Origin of the sequence: Flavobacterium tructae, from assembly GCF_002217475.1 — a bacterium.
GTDB lineage: Bacteria > Bacteroidota > Bacteroidia > Flavobacteriales > Flavobacteriaceae > Flavobacterium > Flavobacterium tructae.
The window spans coordinates 18,526-34,597 of the sequence record NZ_MUHH01000046.1 but is presented as its reverse complement, the minus strand read 5'-3'; the positions used below and the strand labels follow the sequence as shown (position 1 = coordinate 34,597).

Genomic DNA, 16,072 nt, shown 5'->3' with positions numbered 1-16,072 from the left:
GTTAGAATTTTAATACGTTAGCATTGACCATAATTGGGATGATGTTTTTTACTTCATTTAATCTGGTTATGGTTTCTGGTGTTCTGCGGCCTGACGGAGTTGATGGAGCACTTACTTCAGCTGTTATAGCATTTCTAAAATCAGTAACATTACTGTATGTTCTACTTCTTATGATATCCATTACGGTATCAGTTAGAATACTTTCAAATGATGAGCTAAGCTGTGAGTCAACCCTATATTTATCTCTTGGTTGAAGCGAGTTGTAGGCTCGTACAATTTCACTTCTGGTACCCACTCCAATTACAGGAGGATTAACCGAATTCCAGTCAGGCAAATCAATATCCAAACCGGCATCCACAAATTTATTTCCTAATTCCCAGCTTCTATTGACGTAATTGTACTCCCAGGCTTCAAATTTTATATGCTGAGCGTAGTTATCTCTTGTGACTCTGTTAGTAGGATCCTTGACGTCTAAAGGTCCTCCTAAGGGAGCACTAACATTAGCCGGGAAAGGTCCGCTGTAATAACTGTCTACTTCAGCAACAATTTTCACTACACCTTGTTTTGTTGGATCATTGGGGCGACTTCCAATTAAGTTTTTTACAGGATCATCAAACCTGTTATCATAAGAAGAATTGTTTGATGTTGTTCCCGGTGTTAGATTTTCAGGAACTCCAAATCCTCCAAAACCCTGATTGATAAGATGGAGTCTTTTCCAATGACCGGCACCCCTTGTCAGACCTCCCGTTTGAATGGCTTCCCAGCCTTGTACAAATGAACCTCCGGGCTCCGTACCACCCGATCTGTTTGCCGATAGTAAAGTTACCTCTGCCTTATGTGCTTTGTTGCCTTGTGGCTGATAATTATATACCGGATTTGCAGGTAAATATCGTCTGAGATTACCTCTGATATGACTCATCATCTCACTGAGTTCTCTCATTTTTGAGTTTAAATTAGGGATGACCCCGCTGGTATTTGCAGCATTATTAGCCATAGTTCTTATTTCTGTAGCCAACCTTATCGCATCTCTTACGGTACTATCGTTTTGGTCGACTTCATCGGAATGCAAATATTCAAAGATGTCTTTAGGATCACTATGAACCATAAGCTGAATCGCATTATGATTATCTCTAAAGCGTAAAGTATGTCTGTCTCCATCCGTCTCATCAAAAGGTCTTTCTATTTGTAGTATCTCACCTTTTACAGCATTAGTTTCTCCATTCACCTCTCCATTTTCTTCTTCGCCAACTCCTCTTACTCCTTTTACTAAAATTGGAGTGTTGTGATTGTTGATATTTGGCATTTCCGCATCAATATTCCAATTTTCACCGTTTCTTCTTGCTGTTAAATGAGTGAAATGATGTCTGGTTCTGATTGGGTTTAATTCGGCTGTAACTTGAGCTTGTGTTAAAGGGTGGTTTTCGGATGTTGTAGCCAAGGCTCGTAATGCTTGTAATCCATCACCCCAATGTGCCAGAACTTCGGGTGTTGGTGGGTTTGGCGGAGCATCTGCACCTGGTGGTGTTCCGGTTGTTCCGGCATTAGGATTTCCAGTTGAGTCTGTGACCTGAGGAGTCGCACTTCCTTCTCCTCCGGCTGCTCCTTCCTGAAATTCTGCCGGGTGCTCTGCATCTGTAGATTGGGCAGGAGGGACGTGGTCATTCATTAAATCGGTCATGAATTTATCTGAGTTAAAATCAACAGGTGCAAATTCAACTTCAGGTAATTCGTCAGAACCTAAAACGTAATCTACATCAGCGCCAATACCAAATTCTCCCGGCAAAGGATATTCTAATTCACCTAAAGGCCAGGTCCATTTATCATCTGGTGCAGGAGACCACCACGGACTGTCCAGTTCAACAAACAAATCACCACCTAATGCTAAGAAAGGCTGTGCAGCCATTTCGGCATGCCCGTGTATGTAAAACTCTCCTTGTCTTCCGGCTTCAGGAGATGCAGTTTCTCTGTAACCTATCGTTGGGGTGGCATCAACATATCCTCTAATTCCGGCTAATGCATTAACACCAACACCTACTTTTATATCATGACCCAGTAATTCAACCCCTAGTCCTCCTTCTGCTCGCAGTCGCAGTCCTGCAAACATTGACATATTGAAAGAGGCGGAAAGACTAAAATCATTAAATACTGCCGGATCTGTAGAATAAGTTCCCACTGCCCTGATGTTATAAATTTTCGCCGGACCTATTTTCGCCAGAGCTTCTAAGCCAATATTAGCAAATAAGAAAACGTTACCGACCAATGGAACTCCATACATGGTACGGACCTCAACAGTAAAAAATTCTCTTATATAATCTCGTTGAGCAAATAATTCTACTTCTGCAGGTGGCGTTATTTCTCCATGAATAGTGACATGGCCTTCATTATCAATAATAACCATCGCTCTGCCTGTCATCCATTCGGTAAAGCTAAAATCGACTTCACCCCAGCCTGCCATAGCTCTGGGGCCTGGCGTTGGTCCACTGTTTGCTTCAGGAATTCCATTTGTTTCCCTCGCACTTTCATCAATTTGAGTAGGATCGAGCTGGCTTAAAGCAGCATTTCTGGCTGTTGCAGCATCGGTCACCAACAAAGTTACCTGACCACTTATTTTTTCGGTTTGATAGCCTACAGTACCCCTGATATCAAAAGTTCCATTTAAAAAAGCAGCATGAATGCTACCGTTAAAATTAGCCATATTGACAGCCAAATCAATTTCGCCGGTTACGTTTCCTTCGGCATTACGCTCAATTGTAATTTGAGTAGGACTTAAGTTAGGAACTTCAATACTTCCACTGGCTCTGAATGTGATAGCCTCACCCTGAATTCCAAAGTCAAGAGTTGCATTTACAAATCCTCCCAATTGAACAGGAATTCCATTTGCTGTTAAGGTCAGATTTCCGCCTTCAATGCTGTTTTGCACGTTTGGAACACTTGTAACGTCAATTCCAATCCAACCGAAAGTTTCGCTATTGTCTTTAATGGCATTAATAAGTCCGGCCGGATTTCCAACTAACCGATCTCCTGTTTTTACTGTAATATAACCATTTATATTATTGTTTTCTATTTGAATGGCTAAAACCGGGGTAATATTTATACTTGTAAGCGGACTTAAATAACTAATATTAAGATTTATGCTTTGTCTATTGTCTTTTGTATTGTAGGTACCGTCTGTATTTTTTTTCATTTTGATTACACCTGATGCCCATTGACCAAAGGTTACATTAACCTCAGCGCCTCTGTTTCCCGCTGCCTCAATCTGAGTGGCAATTGCTTCCGGTGGCGTAAATGTTGGTGTCTGTAAAGAAATACGTTCACTACTGGCTGATGCTGTAGTAACAGGAGTTGCAGCAGTTGGCGTTTTCTGAATCATTTTAGGCTGGACGGCACTGGCGCCTTGCTGTAAGGTGTGTGTCAATTCGTGTGCTAAAAGATGCTTTCCGGCTGTTGAATTTGTATTGTATTTGCCTTCGTTAAAGTAAATGTCATTTCCGTTCGCAAATGCCTGTGATCCTAATTCTTTGTTCATTTGAACGGCATTTGAATCGTTGTGGACTTTTACCTTGCCGAAGTCAGCCCCGAAACCGGATTCCATCTCTGTTCTGGTGTTTCCAGAAAGTGGTGAACCACTGCCTTTACTACGATTTAAATTGTTTTCGAGATTAGAATCATCGGAAGGACTTGCATCGGTACCGGCGCTCATTTGAAGCTCTTTTTCGTCTTCTTTGGATTGAATTTCCTCTTCTTCTTTAGTTTGAACCTCTTCTTCGGCTTTCTTTTGCTGAACAATTGGTTTTGGAACAGAAATGGTTTCGGTAGTTTTAGCCGTTTCGTTTTGAGGAACTTCGGTTTTATGCTGAGGGGTTTCTTCGACAGTTGCTTTTTCAGGAACAACGGTTTCCTTTTCTTCTTTTTCTGATTTTAACTGAACAACGGGAGAGAGGTTTTCGGCTATTGATTTTTGAGGAGTGGTTTCCTCCTTTTTCTGTACCTCATCTGATTTATTTTGAACTATGGGTGATGGGCTGAAAAACGGTTCAGGATTATTTTTAGTCGTTTTAGAGACTATCTGATCTGCTACTTTATCGGCTTCCGCTTCATATTTATCATTTGATTTGCCGATGCTGAGTTTTGCCTGTACACCAAAAAATGCATCATTACCTTTCTCATTTACTGAAGCAGCATGATTCTGGGAATGAGCAGATTTTTTAGTAAAAGCAGTCATAATTATTGAGATGTTTAACTATTTCAAAACAGCATTGTCAATTTCAATCAGAACAATTTCTTTGGGACCCGTTAAGGATACCCGCAATGTATTGTAATCAGGAATGTTAAAATAACGGCTCTGCCCAATTTTCCATCGATAAGGCAATATGGTTTTTTCATAGACCTTTTCATCAATATGGTTTGTTTCTTGTGCCTTTTTATCTTTTTTACTGAATTCACCACAGCTGTTCAAATGATAACCGAAGTAGGAATCTCCTTTTTCGAAAACAATGGGAAGAATGTAACTTTTAGAATCTTCGGGAACCTCCCATTCTTTAGATATGGTATTGGTTTTTAAGTAGGTTTTTTTGTTTTCGGTATAAGAAATAAATACTTCACCATTATTTAAAATACCGGCAGACTGAAGGGCTATTTTTCTTTTCAGAACAGCTTCTTCATACCATCTGAAAGTAGTACCTTCAAGGGTAATATATTTATTGTCCCAGAAGCCGGCGAGCTTTTCAAAGGGCCCGAAGTTTTGTACTGTTTTCTCATTGGTAACCATACCTTTTGTATCTAAAGAAACAATTGTGCTTTTAGAATTATCGATGCAATAGAGCGCATTTTGATAAGAAACGGTATGAATACCGCCGAACCATTCAAGGACTTTGACTTTTGTATAATCACCTTCAATCAGCCACACATTACTGATCCCAATTACCCAAATGTCTTTGTTTTCTGAGAGGATGATTTTCATTCCTTTTAAAGGATGCTGAATTTTGACATTATCTTTTTTTACGATATACAGGAAGTCAGAAGTTAACTTTAGAAAATCTCCATTTGCAGTAATAGCTACATCAATAACATCAGAATCGGAATGGTAGTTAAAAGAATCATTGAGGACAGAGAAAAAATGATTGTCCCGTGTACCATTCTCAGAAACATATCGACCAATTAATGCCTCTGAAGTTCCATACAATTCCATATATTTTCTGGGAAATGAAAGTTCAGGGTTTGGGATGTCTATGCGAGAATATTCGTGTCCGTTTTTACCGATTGTAGGATATTTTGATAAAGCGGGTACGGAATCTATCGATTGTTTATAGACAATTTTAAAAGTAAGGTCATGTTTGTTTTCCGGATTCATTTTAGAAACGTTTTGACAATTGGTAAATACTAAAATTAATAATAAAGATAAAGCCATTTTCATAATTTGATTAAACAATTTACCAAGGTGGATTAGAAATTTGAATTACTCCTGAAAATACGGTAATGTCGACCCGTTGTATAAAATAATTATTATGAGGCTCTGACCATAAACTGATGACGTGGGTTCCGTCGATTGCCATTGCCACGTGTCCCGGGTAAGGGTCGCCGGATGTAGTATAAAAAATTAATTGCCCGACAGTTGGCGTCGTACCCGGATAGGTAGGCAGACCGCTGTTCCAACCTAATTGACTCCATATCAAAACATTTGGATCTCCGCCGGAACTAAATGCATTATTATAGAAGGTCTGAATCCAGGAAGCATTAATTCGGTTAGACAGATAAGCAGCATACATGATGCTTTCCCAACAGTTCATAGTGGCAGCAGCCGGAAGTGTTCCTGAACCGCCATTAGTCACAAAATAGGCAAAGAAATCATTATTAGGAGGGTTTCTCCAATACATTGAACCCAATAACAGATGAGAGAAAACGGCAACAGAAACCGGAGCTGTCAGTCTTGAATTGATTAAGCTTCTGATGCTGGCATCTGCCAATGCAGCCTGTCTGTCGCCGGGAGAGGCATTTAATATTTCATTTCTAATGACATCATAATCGGTACTGTGATTAAGAAGCCAGGTAAGTTTCGGAATGAAATCGGAACCTTCGAAGTTAATCCAGTCTAATTGTGTTACAATGTCAAAATTGAGATCGGTTACAGCTTCAACCATTGTGGTATTATCACAAACGGCGCTAAAAAAATCTTTCCAAAGAGGTGTTTTTAAAGCGTCTTTTTGTGCCTGGTCTGTACTGGAATGTATGATCCATGGTTTTATAGTAGTATAATTGAGTTCGAATCTCGTTATGAACATTTCGGCGTTCAGCCAGGTCAGTTTGGTAACCAGGTCATATTGCAAATCGTTTAAGGCTTCAATCATAGTGACATTGTCGCAAACGTCTACAAAGAAATTCATACCCACATCGGTATGTGTTTTTAAGGCATCTCTTTCGGTTTGGTTAGTCGTGGTACTGGTGACCCAAGGTTTTATGTTTGAATAGTCGATGGACCAACTGGCTGAAAAGACCTCCGCTTTAAGCCATACTAATTTTGTTATTAAATCAAATTGTAAGTCATCGAGAGCTTCTATCATATTGGCATTAGTACAAACGCCAACAAAAAAGCTTTTCCAGACATCGGTTTTTAAAACATCTCTTTGCGGTTGATCGGCAGCGGTTACCATTCCTTTGATTTCACTGTAGTCCATAAAAAATGTTCCAAAGGTAGCGGCGGCATTTACCCATTCCAGTTTTGTATTCAGAGGAGCTCCTAAATTATTAACTGCTCTGATCATTTGGGCTACATCAAGTGCTGCAGCCATTCTGGTTTTGTAACTACTATTGCCTAATACAGTTGCTTTTTCGGTATCGTTAAGTTGAGAACACATTGTAATAACGTCATCTTCAGGAACATTGAAGCTGTCCAGCATTTCGTTTAGACTGTCTAAATTGCTTGGAGGATTCTGTTTTTGAATGTTGGGTTTATTGCCTTGCTGTATCGTGTGCGTAAGCTCGTGTGCTAACAGGTGCTTCCCTTCCTGAGAATCGGGGTTGTATTTTCCTTCGTTAAAATAAACATCGTTTCCGTTGGCAAAAGCCTGCGAACCTAATTCCTTGTTCATTTGAACAGCATTTGAATCGTTGTGGATTCTCACCTTGCTGAAATTGGCTCCAAAGCCGGATTCCATTTGGTTTTGAGTGGTATTGGCCATGGGAGAACCACCGCCTTTACTACTCTGAAGTTTGCTTTCCAGCGATGCCGTATTTGTTGGACTTGTTTCAGTTTCTGCACTTTTCTGAATTTCCTGTTCCTCTTCTTTGGTCTGAACTTCCTCTTCTGTTTTTTTCTGCTGAATCAGTGGTTTTGAAATCGGATTTTTTTCGACTTCCTTAGGAGCTTCAATGGCAGCCGTTTCCGTTTTATTTTGAAGTGTTTCTTCCTGTTCCGTTTTTAATTGCGTAACAGGTGTACATTGTTCTGCTAAGGATTTTTTTTGAACTAGAGGAGATGAACTAAAAAAGGTTTCCGGCTTCGTATTTTGTTTTTTGGAGACAATTTGATCGGCAGCTTTGTCGGCTTCAACTTCATATTTGTCATTCGATTTTCCGATACTGAGCTTGGTCTGTACACCAAAAAAATCCTCACCCTGCCTTGAATTAAAGGCGGATGGTCCGGAAGGACTGGATTTTGATTTTTGGTTAAAAGCTCCCATGTGTCGTTAACGGTACTTGATTTTATTAATGTCTGTGTTTTGATCCCACACCTTTAAAAGCATTCTCTCCACAGGAAGCAGGAGTTCCAATGATCATGCTGAACTTGCCTGCTGTTGGGGCGGTGAAATTAATCGGAACTGTACCGCCAATTTTGAATGAGGTTGGTTTCATTAAACTTTTCCCTGTGGAATCAATAATTTCGACGCTGTAACTTGAACAGGGGTTCTCACTTTTATTTCTTGTCGTTGTTAATGAGATAGAAAATGATTTACAATCACCATCTGTTTGTAATGTTTCAATATGAACCGGATCTGAGGAGAAGTGAAATATATTCGTTATATCGCAGGTCTTTTTGTCTTTTTTCTTTGGTGGTTTTTTCTTTTTGTCTTTGCCCGGGCCTGAGCCTTTTCCAACATAAATATCATCTAAACGGCCAATGGTTTGTACGCCAACAACTCCATCGTAGCTCAGTCCATTATCGGATTGAAATTGGAATACAGCTGCTCGTGTTTCACTGCCAAAATCACCATCAGCACCGAATTTAGGAAGCTGATAACCTAAATCCATTAAACCCGATTGTACTTTTTGTACAGGTTCTCCCTTACATCCGGTAGCGAGATAATCTAAATCATCGTGTGTTTGCTCTAACTTGTAATCTCCTTTAAAACGAGGAGATTCTAAATCTTCAGCTGCAGTTGCAGAAGGTTCGACGGATTTTTGTACAGCTCCGGTTTGCTGAATGGTATGGGTTAATTCATGTGCCAGCAAATGTTTTCCCTCCCGGGAATCGGGGTTGTATTTTCCTTTGTTAAAATAGACATCGTTACCATTGGTGAAAGCTTGTGCTCCCAATTCCTGACTCATTTGGACAGCATTAGTATCAGTGTGAATTTTTACATCGCTGAAATCTGCACCAAAACCCGATTCCATTTCTTTTTTGGTTTTTTTGTCTAAGCCATTTCCACCGCCTTTTGAGTGGTCCAGTTTTCCTTCAAGTTCGTTATTCTCGATTTCGGCATCGGGATTTTGCTCTTTCTTTTGTACAGCCTTGTCTTCTTCTTTTTGCTCTTTAGACTGTACTTTTTCTTCGTTTTCACAATCGGCACATTTTTTTTGTACCGGTTTTTCTTCTTCCTTCTTGTCGGATTTCTTCTGTACCGGCTTTTCCTCTTCTTTTTTATCTGATTTTTTTTGTACCGGTTTTTCTTCTTCTTTTTTGTCGGATTTTTTCTGTACAGGTTTCTCTTCCTCTTTCTTATCCGATTTCTTTTGTACTGGTTTTTCTTCTTCTTTCTTATCGGATTTTTTCTGTACAGGTTCCTCTTGTTTGATTTCCTTACTCTGAACAGAAGAGATGGTCTCTGCAATTGGTTTTTGCTGTACGTTTTCTTTCGACTGCAGAAGACTTCCTCCGGACGAATTATTATTCACTACTTTATCGGCAACCCGGTCTGCCTCAACCTCAAACTGGTCACCGACTGTTCCGGTTTTCAGTTTTTTCTGGATTTTAGGCCCAAAAAAAGCAGAAGAGGAGGATTGAGCAATTGGCTTTTTATTTTCTAGCGTTCTCATCACTTCATTGTTTTGTTATTTGAAATAAAAAAATATTTCTTTACCCTTTGCGGGATCAATTTTCCGGAATAAAGGGTGCTACGATGCGAGCATCGTTGGAGAGCTGATTTCTTCTTTTGGTATGATCTGATGTTTTTCCAGTTCGATCTTTATTTGTGCGTACCAGTATGGAAATATTTTAAACAATCGATATTCAATTTCTTCTGTAATGTCTTTTTTGTACTTTTTAATACCAAAGAGGTGACTGTAGCTTATTTCACTGGCATATTTACTCTGTTCGGTTATATTTCTTCCTTTAAGAAGCAGGGTAGGCGTAATATTGTTATAGTCTAATACAGAAGCCAGATTGTATTGTTCTATAACAATACAAGGCTCAAAACCTTGTTGCTTTAATGGTTCAAATTCCTTACGGTTTGCGGTATAGATTTTTTCCAGATCATAATAGGCATTTATAAATTTATCGCGCAGTGTAAGGTCATTAAATCCCAGTATGCCACAGCTGTAGGAAAGTCCTAAATCAGGATGCCAGTAAGGTAAATTTTGTGTGTATTGGTTAAAAAAATCGATTTGCTTTTTATAGTGCGCTTCATAACCGCATTCTCTGCGTTCGAGAATAATGGAGTCGAAATTGAAATTGATTTTCTTTTTTATAAATACATCCGTATCGAGGTGAACAAACGGTTTGGTTTGCTTTTCGATGGCATGAATTTTTGATTTCATCCACAATTCTTTATTGTGTTCCTTATCCATTTTTGTGATTCTGCAGGGCAACATATACAAAAAATTATAGGCAGTTTCGTCTGCATAAAGCTCAATGTCCTTGTACCAAAGATGACTGTACAAAATACTCAGAGCAGTCATGTAAACGGTTTCCTTAAGTTTATTGCCCATTTGCCAACGATTATTGATCAGAGGAAAAGCGTTCAGGCTGTATATTATTCTTGGTTCTTCCATAAAATATCGCTTAAGGTTTGCAGCTGTTGTTTTTCATCCAGATAGCAGACGTTGTTGTATAACGAAGCTTTTTTACTATGTTTATAGAGTCTTTTCCATTCGTATTTTTCACCCGTTGCTTCTGAGGTCAATTTCGGAATCTGGTCATTATGAAATGTTTTCATTTCATCAAAGGTGGCATGCCATACCATTTCGCCTAATAAATAGGACTGTGTCAAGCCTATTTTAGAGAAATCTCTTTTGTAATAATCCGTATGGACATTTTTATCGTTGATCTGGTATTCTGAAACCAAAACTTCTCCCTGCAGATCATAAAAGCGGTTGAAAAAACGGGTGATCACTTCACTTTCTTTAATGAGTGATAAATCGTCTTCATTTTCATAAATAATATCAATATCATTTATGGGCATATCATAATAAGCACGGAGGTTAATGTAATCCGCAATTCCGCCTACAAAGGCAATCTTTGTAATATCGAGATTTTTGAAAATATTTTTGAGAGCTTGTTTTTGCTCGTAGAAAATATTTTGTTCATCCTCTTTTAGAAATGTGTTTTTTTCGGTTTCCATGTTTTATATCGTATTACCAGTCCACAAAAATGATCTTATCTTTCCATGCGAGTTTTACAATTCCCAGATTCCAGTTAATTTTATCTAACAAAATGTCCTGTGTTTTTCTTTCGACAATGACTTTGGGGTTGTCTTCGCTAAGAATTATTTTGCCGGGTCTTTGTAAATACTCATTTTGTAATAGGGCTATAGAAGAATTTTTCATAATCTGCCAGTTGTCTAAAACGGCTTGCAGCATTTCTTTGCCTTGATCTTTTAACTCTTCCGATAGTATAATGTTTCGGTTTATAGGTCGGTTTATGGGGATGTTGCACAACACTTTTTCGAACAGCATTTGAGATTCATAATCCTGCTCCCGGTCTGTCGCAATATAGTGTAGCAGATGGGCGGCAGTTTCGGGATCGTTTATCGTATTGTCTTTACGGAGTAAACCGCAATTTCCGAAAAGATGTTTCAAAAAAGGATGCACCAGTATTAGTCCCGCATTGTTTACATAGTGTGAAGAAGGAACATCCGAAGTTGCTCCGTCAGCAGGGAATAATGCCGAATGCCAGTCTTCCAGATCTTTGGTTTTTTCATTTTTATCTTCGATTTCCTTGTTACGATTCAAAAGAGCATTGATCTCTGCCGTTTCTTTAGCATCGGTTTCCGGGGATTTTGAAGAAGGATTTCGATTTTCTTCGGTTTTCTTCTTTTTATCAGGATCACCAACTTTATGAATTTTTTCCTTTTCCTTATTTCCAGATTCTAAATCTCGAGCTTCCCTATTTTGAGCTTCCATTTTAGTATCAGGTTGAGGTTCGTTAGCAACTTCAGGAGATCTGTCAGTTTCTGAAAATTTTAATTTTAAGAATTCTTCTTTAGCGCTTTCCGGAAGAATTTCGGAAGCGATTTGTTCAGAAAGAGTTTTTATAGCGGCTATTTCGGGAGCAAGATTGCTTAGTACGGAGAGTACTGATTTATCGGATACATTTTGCCTGATTTGTTCCAATATGATTTTCAGGTTTTCCTGAGTTATAGAAACAAAAGAAGCAATTAGCTGCACTAATTTTTCTTTTGTCAGAGCCTCATCATGCTGTAATAATTCCGAAAATACTATTTCCCAAATTAAATTGCGCTGATTTAAGCCCTGTTTCGATTTCGAAACAAGTTTGCGCATATTGCGATGGATCTTCTCAATTATTTTGGTAGCTGTTTCTTTATCATCGGCGGCTAAAAGAAGTGTTTTTTTAAGGATATCATAAATCTGTGCGTCTGATAATTGTTTGATGAAACGGGTTCTGATTTGGGAGTTTTTCAATGCATTTCGCAATTTTGAACCGAAAGTTTTGTCTCCAATATTTTTTTGTAATTGAGGGTCCTCTTCCGGACCAAGGGGAGTATTACCCTTAACATTGCTCTTGCCATTGCCGCTACCATAGTTATTGTCACTGGTAATCACCCACCAGGGACTGGTTCCCGTTTCGAGAAAAATGAAGAATTCATCACTATTTTTTTCTTCGCGGTTCATTAATTTGTAACGCTCTGTATCGGGAAAACCTTTTTGAATCTGATCGTCAATTTGTTTTTGAATCTGATTTAAAATTTCCAGTTTTAGGGCATTAAAATTAAGTTCAGTAGCGACAGAAAGGTTCAGGTCTAATTTTTCGATCTGAATACTGTACAGCGGTATTTGGGTATGGAGCGTATCAAAATAGGCTTCTAAAAGAGGAAGGAGTTCTTCTTTTAGAAACGTATCCAGATGATCTTTGAGGTAATACGCCTTCTCTTTAGATTGGGTATTGACCTCCAGAAACAGCTTGTTGATGATATGGCTTCCAAGGTGCTGCACTTAGTTTAAACTTTTTAGTTGTGATTCGATGGCTTCCAGAATAAATTTGATGTCCTTAAACGGAATCTTCTGATCGGTTAAGAAAGCTTTTAAAGTTCCTTTAGGATCGGTCTTATACTGATTTTTTACAAAACCTTGTAACAAGCTGTCTATACGTGCCGTAATGGTTGTAAATGGTTTTTCGAATTTGTTTATGAGTTCTGCGGGCTGACATTTTATGATGGTATAGAAAAGCGAGATATGACTTTCGGTAAGGAAACTCAGTACCGTTTTTTCCTCTTCCATTCTTGCATTTCTTGCGGCCAGTAATAAATTGTGATATACAAGCTCATTATACATCTCAGGTAATGTAGTATTAAAATCTCCATTGATATAAGCACTGGTTTCTTTTTCAACACTTGCAAATTGTTTCTGAATTTCAGTAATCAGCGAAAGAGTCTCTTTACTGAATTTTTGTAATTCAGGCTGTTGGTTGATTTTTTCAAAAGTCAGGTTCGTTTTTTTGACGAATTCTACTGCATTAGTCAGACAGGGGTTTTCAGTCGGTTTTTCACGAATTCGGATATCTCTTGGACCGTCTATTGATTCGCCGCATCTTTTGTTAAGTGCAGAAAGCGACACTTTGATCACGTCGTTTTTGTATAGCGAAGTTGGTCGTATGATGGCTTCTGTAGCATCGGTTTCGATTACCTCTTCTTCGATGTTCCAGATGTATTTTAGAGCATCCGTAGATTTATTGCTAAAGGCAATCTGATTATTTCTGATTGCATAGCTAAACAAAGCTACAGGCGGATTCTGCATTATAATGGTAAGGTTCGAAGGTTTACCGTTTATTAGTATAACCACCTGATCTACACCTTTAGGAACATTATTGCCGATAAAAATGTATTGACCGGCATCATTCTGGGAAACTCCGGGACCAGATAAGACCGTTTTTTTGCTATTTGGTTCAATAGTTAAAACATGTGGTTTAAGATCATTTCTGCAGATGTTTCTGGTGTCGATACCTACAACTACAGGCACTTCAAAAGTCACCGGATGCTGTGCCTGAGCATTACAGTTTCCGTTTTCACCTGTAACTTTTACCTGAAAACTATAGCTTTCTTTAGCGGGTACTTCATAGGCATAAATATGTTGAATTTTTGTTTCTGTAGTGGCAACAGGCTCACTGCCATCGCCAAAATCCCAAACATATTTCATGTCTTTCTGATTCTCACCGCTAATACTAAAATCAACCACAACTCCATCCTTATTAAGCGATTTCGGGAAGACAAAAGTGAAATCAAATTTTGGTTTTCTGAAAATGGTTATTTGGCAGTTGGTTTCAAAATTATTCACCGTAAAAGTTATCGGTTTTCCGATGAGTTCTTCACTGACCAATTTTGGATCAAAAACAAATTCTCCATACTGATTTTTGGTCACTCCGCCATTCAAATCTTCGTCTACATCGGCTTTTACAAAACCTCCGGTCGGCGTTACGTGAAAGGGAAAGTAAGGTGTGGTTTCATCAAAGCAGATATGGTTCATAGGTAAGGACAGCGTAATGAAATTATCATCGCAGCATAAATATGGCAAGGTAAAATCGGCTATTACCGGATTTAACACGATAGATTCTCCGGGTTCTTTTTTATCGCCTTCTTTTTCAAAATCACCTGCGAGAGAATTTCCACGCGGATATTCGTACGGATAACCATAGCCGTAATAATAAGGATATTGACTGTACTCTCCTTCAATATAAATCATGACAAATGTGCCGCCGGGTGCTACACCTGATTTGTGCTCGTATCCGTGATTTTTGTTGAGATAGTAAGAGGTATAATTTTCAACTATTTTTTTGGCTTCAGAGGCTTTTACTCCAAGTACAACAACATTGAATCCTAAACCATACTGACGTCTGATGGCCTGAATCGTTTTTAGTGCTTTTTTGTAGTCTGTACCCTGATGGCCTTCAATTCTGTAGAAGTTGTGATCTGAGACCATTTCGTTAGGCCATTTTGTATTCAATAAGTTATCGTGATAACTTCTGTTATTGCGTTGTTGTCCGATAGTGGTTTTTTCGTAATCCCAAAGTTCAATAAGATGATCACCCACGTTATTGTAAAATGGAATTGCTTTTTTACCAAGCGAACCCAATTCAAAACTAGGAGTGATTTTTATATAAGTATAGTTTACATTGTAATTCGCTAATAATTGTACGCAGCGTTTTATCAGACTGTACAATTGCTGTAAATCTGTATTTTTTCCATAACAGATTGTAATTTCTTTACCTTCTAAATCGACAATAAATTCGTTAATGGTGTCTTTCTTGCCAGGTTCGTTAAGCGTGTCAAAAGGCAGACAATCGTTACAGGTACTAAGGTTCTGTCCCGTGAGCAGCGGTGATTTGTAAAAAGAATGTCGGTATTCAAAACAAGGGCCGCTTTTTTGCACTTCTCCCAGCATTAAGTGTTTGGGGAATGATTTGATGTCGGGAAAGCAAAAATCATAGTCCATATTGGACAATAAAAGTCTGATCTCATTGTAAGTATCAATTAAATCGTTGAGCAGATCGTATCGATACTGAAAATCAGGTGGGACATTTTTTTCATCAAAACTGTACAGAGAAGCCAGATTCTTTTTTATAGAATCCAATATAGTTGGCATTTTTAATGGTGTCAAAAGGATCTCAAAACCGTCTAGTAATCTGGCCACTACATTGTTTCGGAACAGACCATTGGTGAATTTTCTTTTGATTTCATAATAACTGCTAAAATCTTCGGGTTGTAATACAATGCGGTTAGAGACCAGTTCCGGAAGTTTGTAATACAGGTTAGAGAATTTGATTTTGCTAATGATCTTATCATGAGTGTTTATCTGCGCCGCAACGGTTTTGTTTACCAATAAGGCTTTGTGATTGCCTATAATTTCCAGTCCCTGATTGTCGCAGGAGAGACTGACACAGAGATCAGAATCTTTTTCATATGATTCGATATACAAAAGAACGACAGCATCCGTTACCTCTAATCCGGTATTTTTTTTAAGATAATGTATCGGATAAGTATTGGCACTTTCGGTAAGCTGCTGTTCGGCAGTTAAAAGTTCGAAGATCTCAAGCTGTTTTGAACCGTCGTAAAAATAAGGTTTGTAAGCCGCTTTTTTGTTGTCGTATACTTTATAATGCGTGTATTGTTTACTTTCAAAATCAATAATTTTTCCGCCGTTTGGAGTAGACTTGTACAACTGTATAAGATCGCCGTCGGTTGTGATACCGCTGCCTTGTGTTATGGTAATGTCTTTTGAAACGGGGCTGTACGAAACCTTAAATCCGCAAATGATGCCGACACCACTAAGACCAATTCTGGAAATACGATCCTGATCATCAAAATAATCTACAATCTCGTTAAGATGTCCTTCTGTTAGTACCTGATTTTTAGTGAATCTTCGGTACAGCGTTGTTATGGTTGAAAGTTTTACTAACATTTTGAATGGT

General features: G+C 38.5%; 8 protein-coding genes. All 8 read right to left on the bottom strand.

The genetic code is table 11. The features are described 5' to 3' along the window. Position 1 precedes the first annotated feature (1 nt). Complete coding sequence (locus B0A80_RS21040; protein WP_233430774.1) at positions 2-4,222, bottom strand: eCIS core domain-containing protein; 4,221 nt, start codon at positions 4,220-4,222, stop codon at positions 2-4. A gap of 18 nt (positions 4,223-4,240) precedes the next feature. After that, the gene (locus tag B0A80_RS18375) at positions 4,241-5,407 is read right to left on the bottom strand and encodes a hypothetical protein (RefSeq protein WP_124020588.1); all 1,167 of its coding nucleotides are present in this window, start codon (positions 5,405-5,407) and stop codon (positions 4,241-4,243) included. 22 nt (positions 5,408-5,429) lie between these two features. Beyond that, on the bottom strand, positions 5,430-7,676 hold the full coding sequence (locus B0A80_RS18370) for an eCIS core domain-containing protein (RefSeq protein WP_089078245.1): 2,247 nt from the start codon (positions 7,674-7,676) through the stop codon (positions 5,430-5,432). Between the two features lie 25 nt (positions 7,677-7,701). Further along, on the bottom strand, positions 7,702-9,249 hold the full coding sequence (locus B0A80_RS18365) for an eCIS core domain-containing protein (protein WP_089078244.1): 1,548 nt from the start codon (positions 9,247-9,249) through the stop codon (positions 7,702-7,704). 78 nt (positions 9,250-9,327) lie between these two features. After that, positions 9,328-10,203 (bottom strand): DUF6734 family protein, encoded by an 876-nt coding sequence (locus B0A80_RS18360; protein WP_089078243.1) that lies wholly within the window; start codon positions 10,201-10,203, stop codon positions 9,328-9,330. After that, positions 10,185-10,772: a hypothetical protein gene (locus tag B0A80_RS18355; RefSeq protein ID WP_017497857.1), complete on the bottom strand. Its 588-nt coding sequence runs from the start codon at positions 10,770-10,772 to the stop codon at positions 10,185-10,187. Before B0A80_RS18355 ends, B0A80_RS18360 begins: the two co-directional genes overlap by 19 nt. A 13-nt stretch (positions 10,773-10,785) precedes the next feature. Further along, positions 10,786-12,603, bottom strand: coding sequence for a contractile injection system tape measure protein (locus tag B0A80_RS18350; protein WP_089078242.1), 1,818 nt, complete (start codon positions 12,601-12,603; stop codon positions 10,786-10,788). Beyond that, positions 12,604-16,062, bottom strand: a complete 3,459-nt coding sequence (locus tag B0A80_RS18345) for a PKD domain-containing protein (RefSeq protein WP_089078241.1) — start codon at positions 16,060-16,062, stop codon at positions 12,604-12,606. It lies immediately after the preceding gene. Between the last annotated feature and the right edge of the window lie 10 nt (positions 16,063-16,072).

Excerpts from the sequence above, each read along its gene's own strand:
- B0A80_RS18355 (WP_017497857.1), bottom strand. The coding sequence starts at position 10,772 with ATGGAAACCGAAAAAAACACATTTCTAAAAGAGGATGAACAAAATATT.
- B0A80_RS18375 (WP_124020588.1), bottom strand. The coding sequence starts at position 5,407 with ATGGCTTTATCTTTATTATTAATTTTAGTATTTACCAATTGTCAAAAC.
- B0A80_RS18345 (WP_089078241.1), bottom strand. The coding sequence starts at position 16,062 with ATGTTAGTAAAACTTTCAACCATAACAACGCTGTACCGAAGATTCACT.
- B0A80_RS21040 (WP_233430774.1), bottom strand. The coding sequence starts at position 4,222 with ATGACTGCTTTTACTAAAAAATCTGCTCATTCCCAGAATCATGCTGCT.
- B0A80_RS18370 (WP_089078245.1), bottom strand. The coding sequence starts at position 7,676 with ATGGGAGCTTTTAACCAAAAATCAAAATCCAGTCCTTCCGGACCATCC.
- B0A80_RS18365 (WP_089078244.1), bottom strand. The coding sequence starts at position 9,249 with ATGAGAACGCTAGAAAATAAAAAGCCAATTGCTCAATCCTCCTCTTCT.
- B0A80_RS18360 (WP_089078243.1), bottom strand. The coding sequence starts at position 10,203 with ATGGAAGAACCAAGAATAATATACAGCCTGAACGCTTTTCCTCTGATC.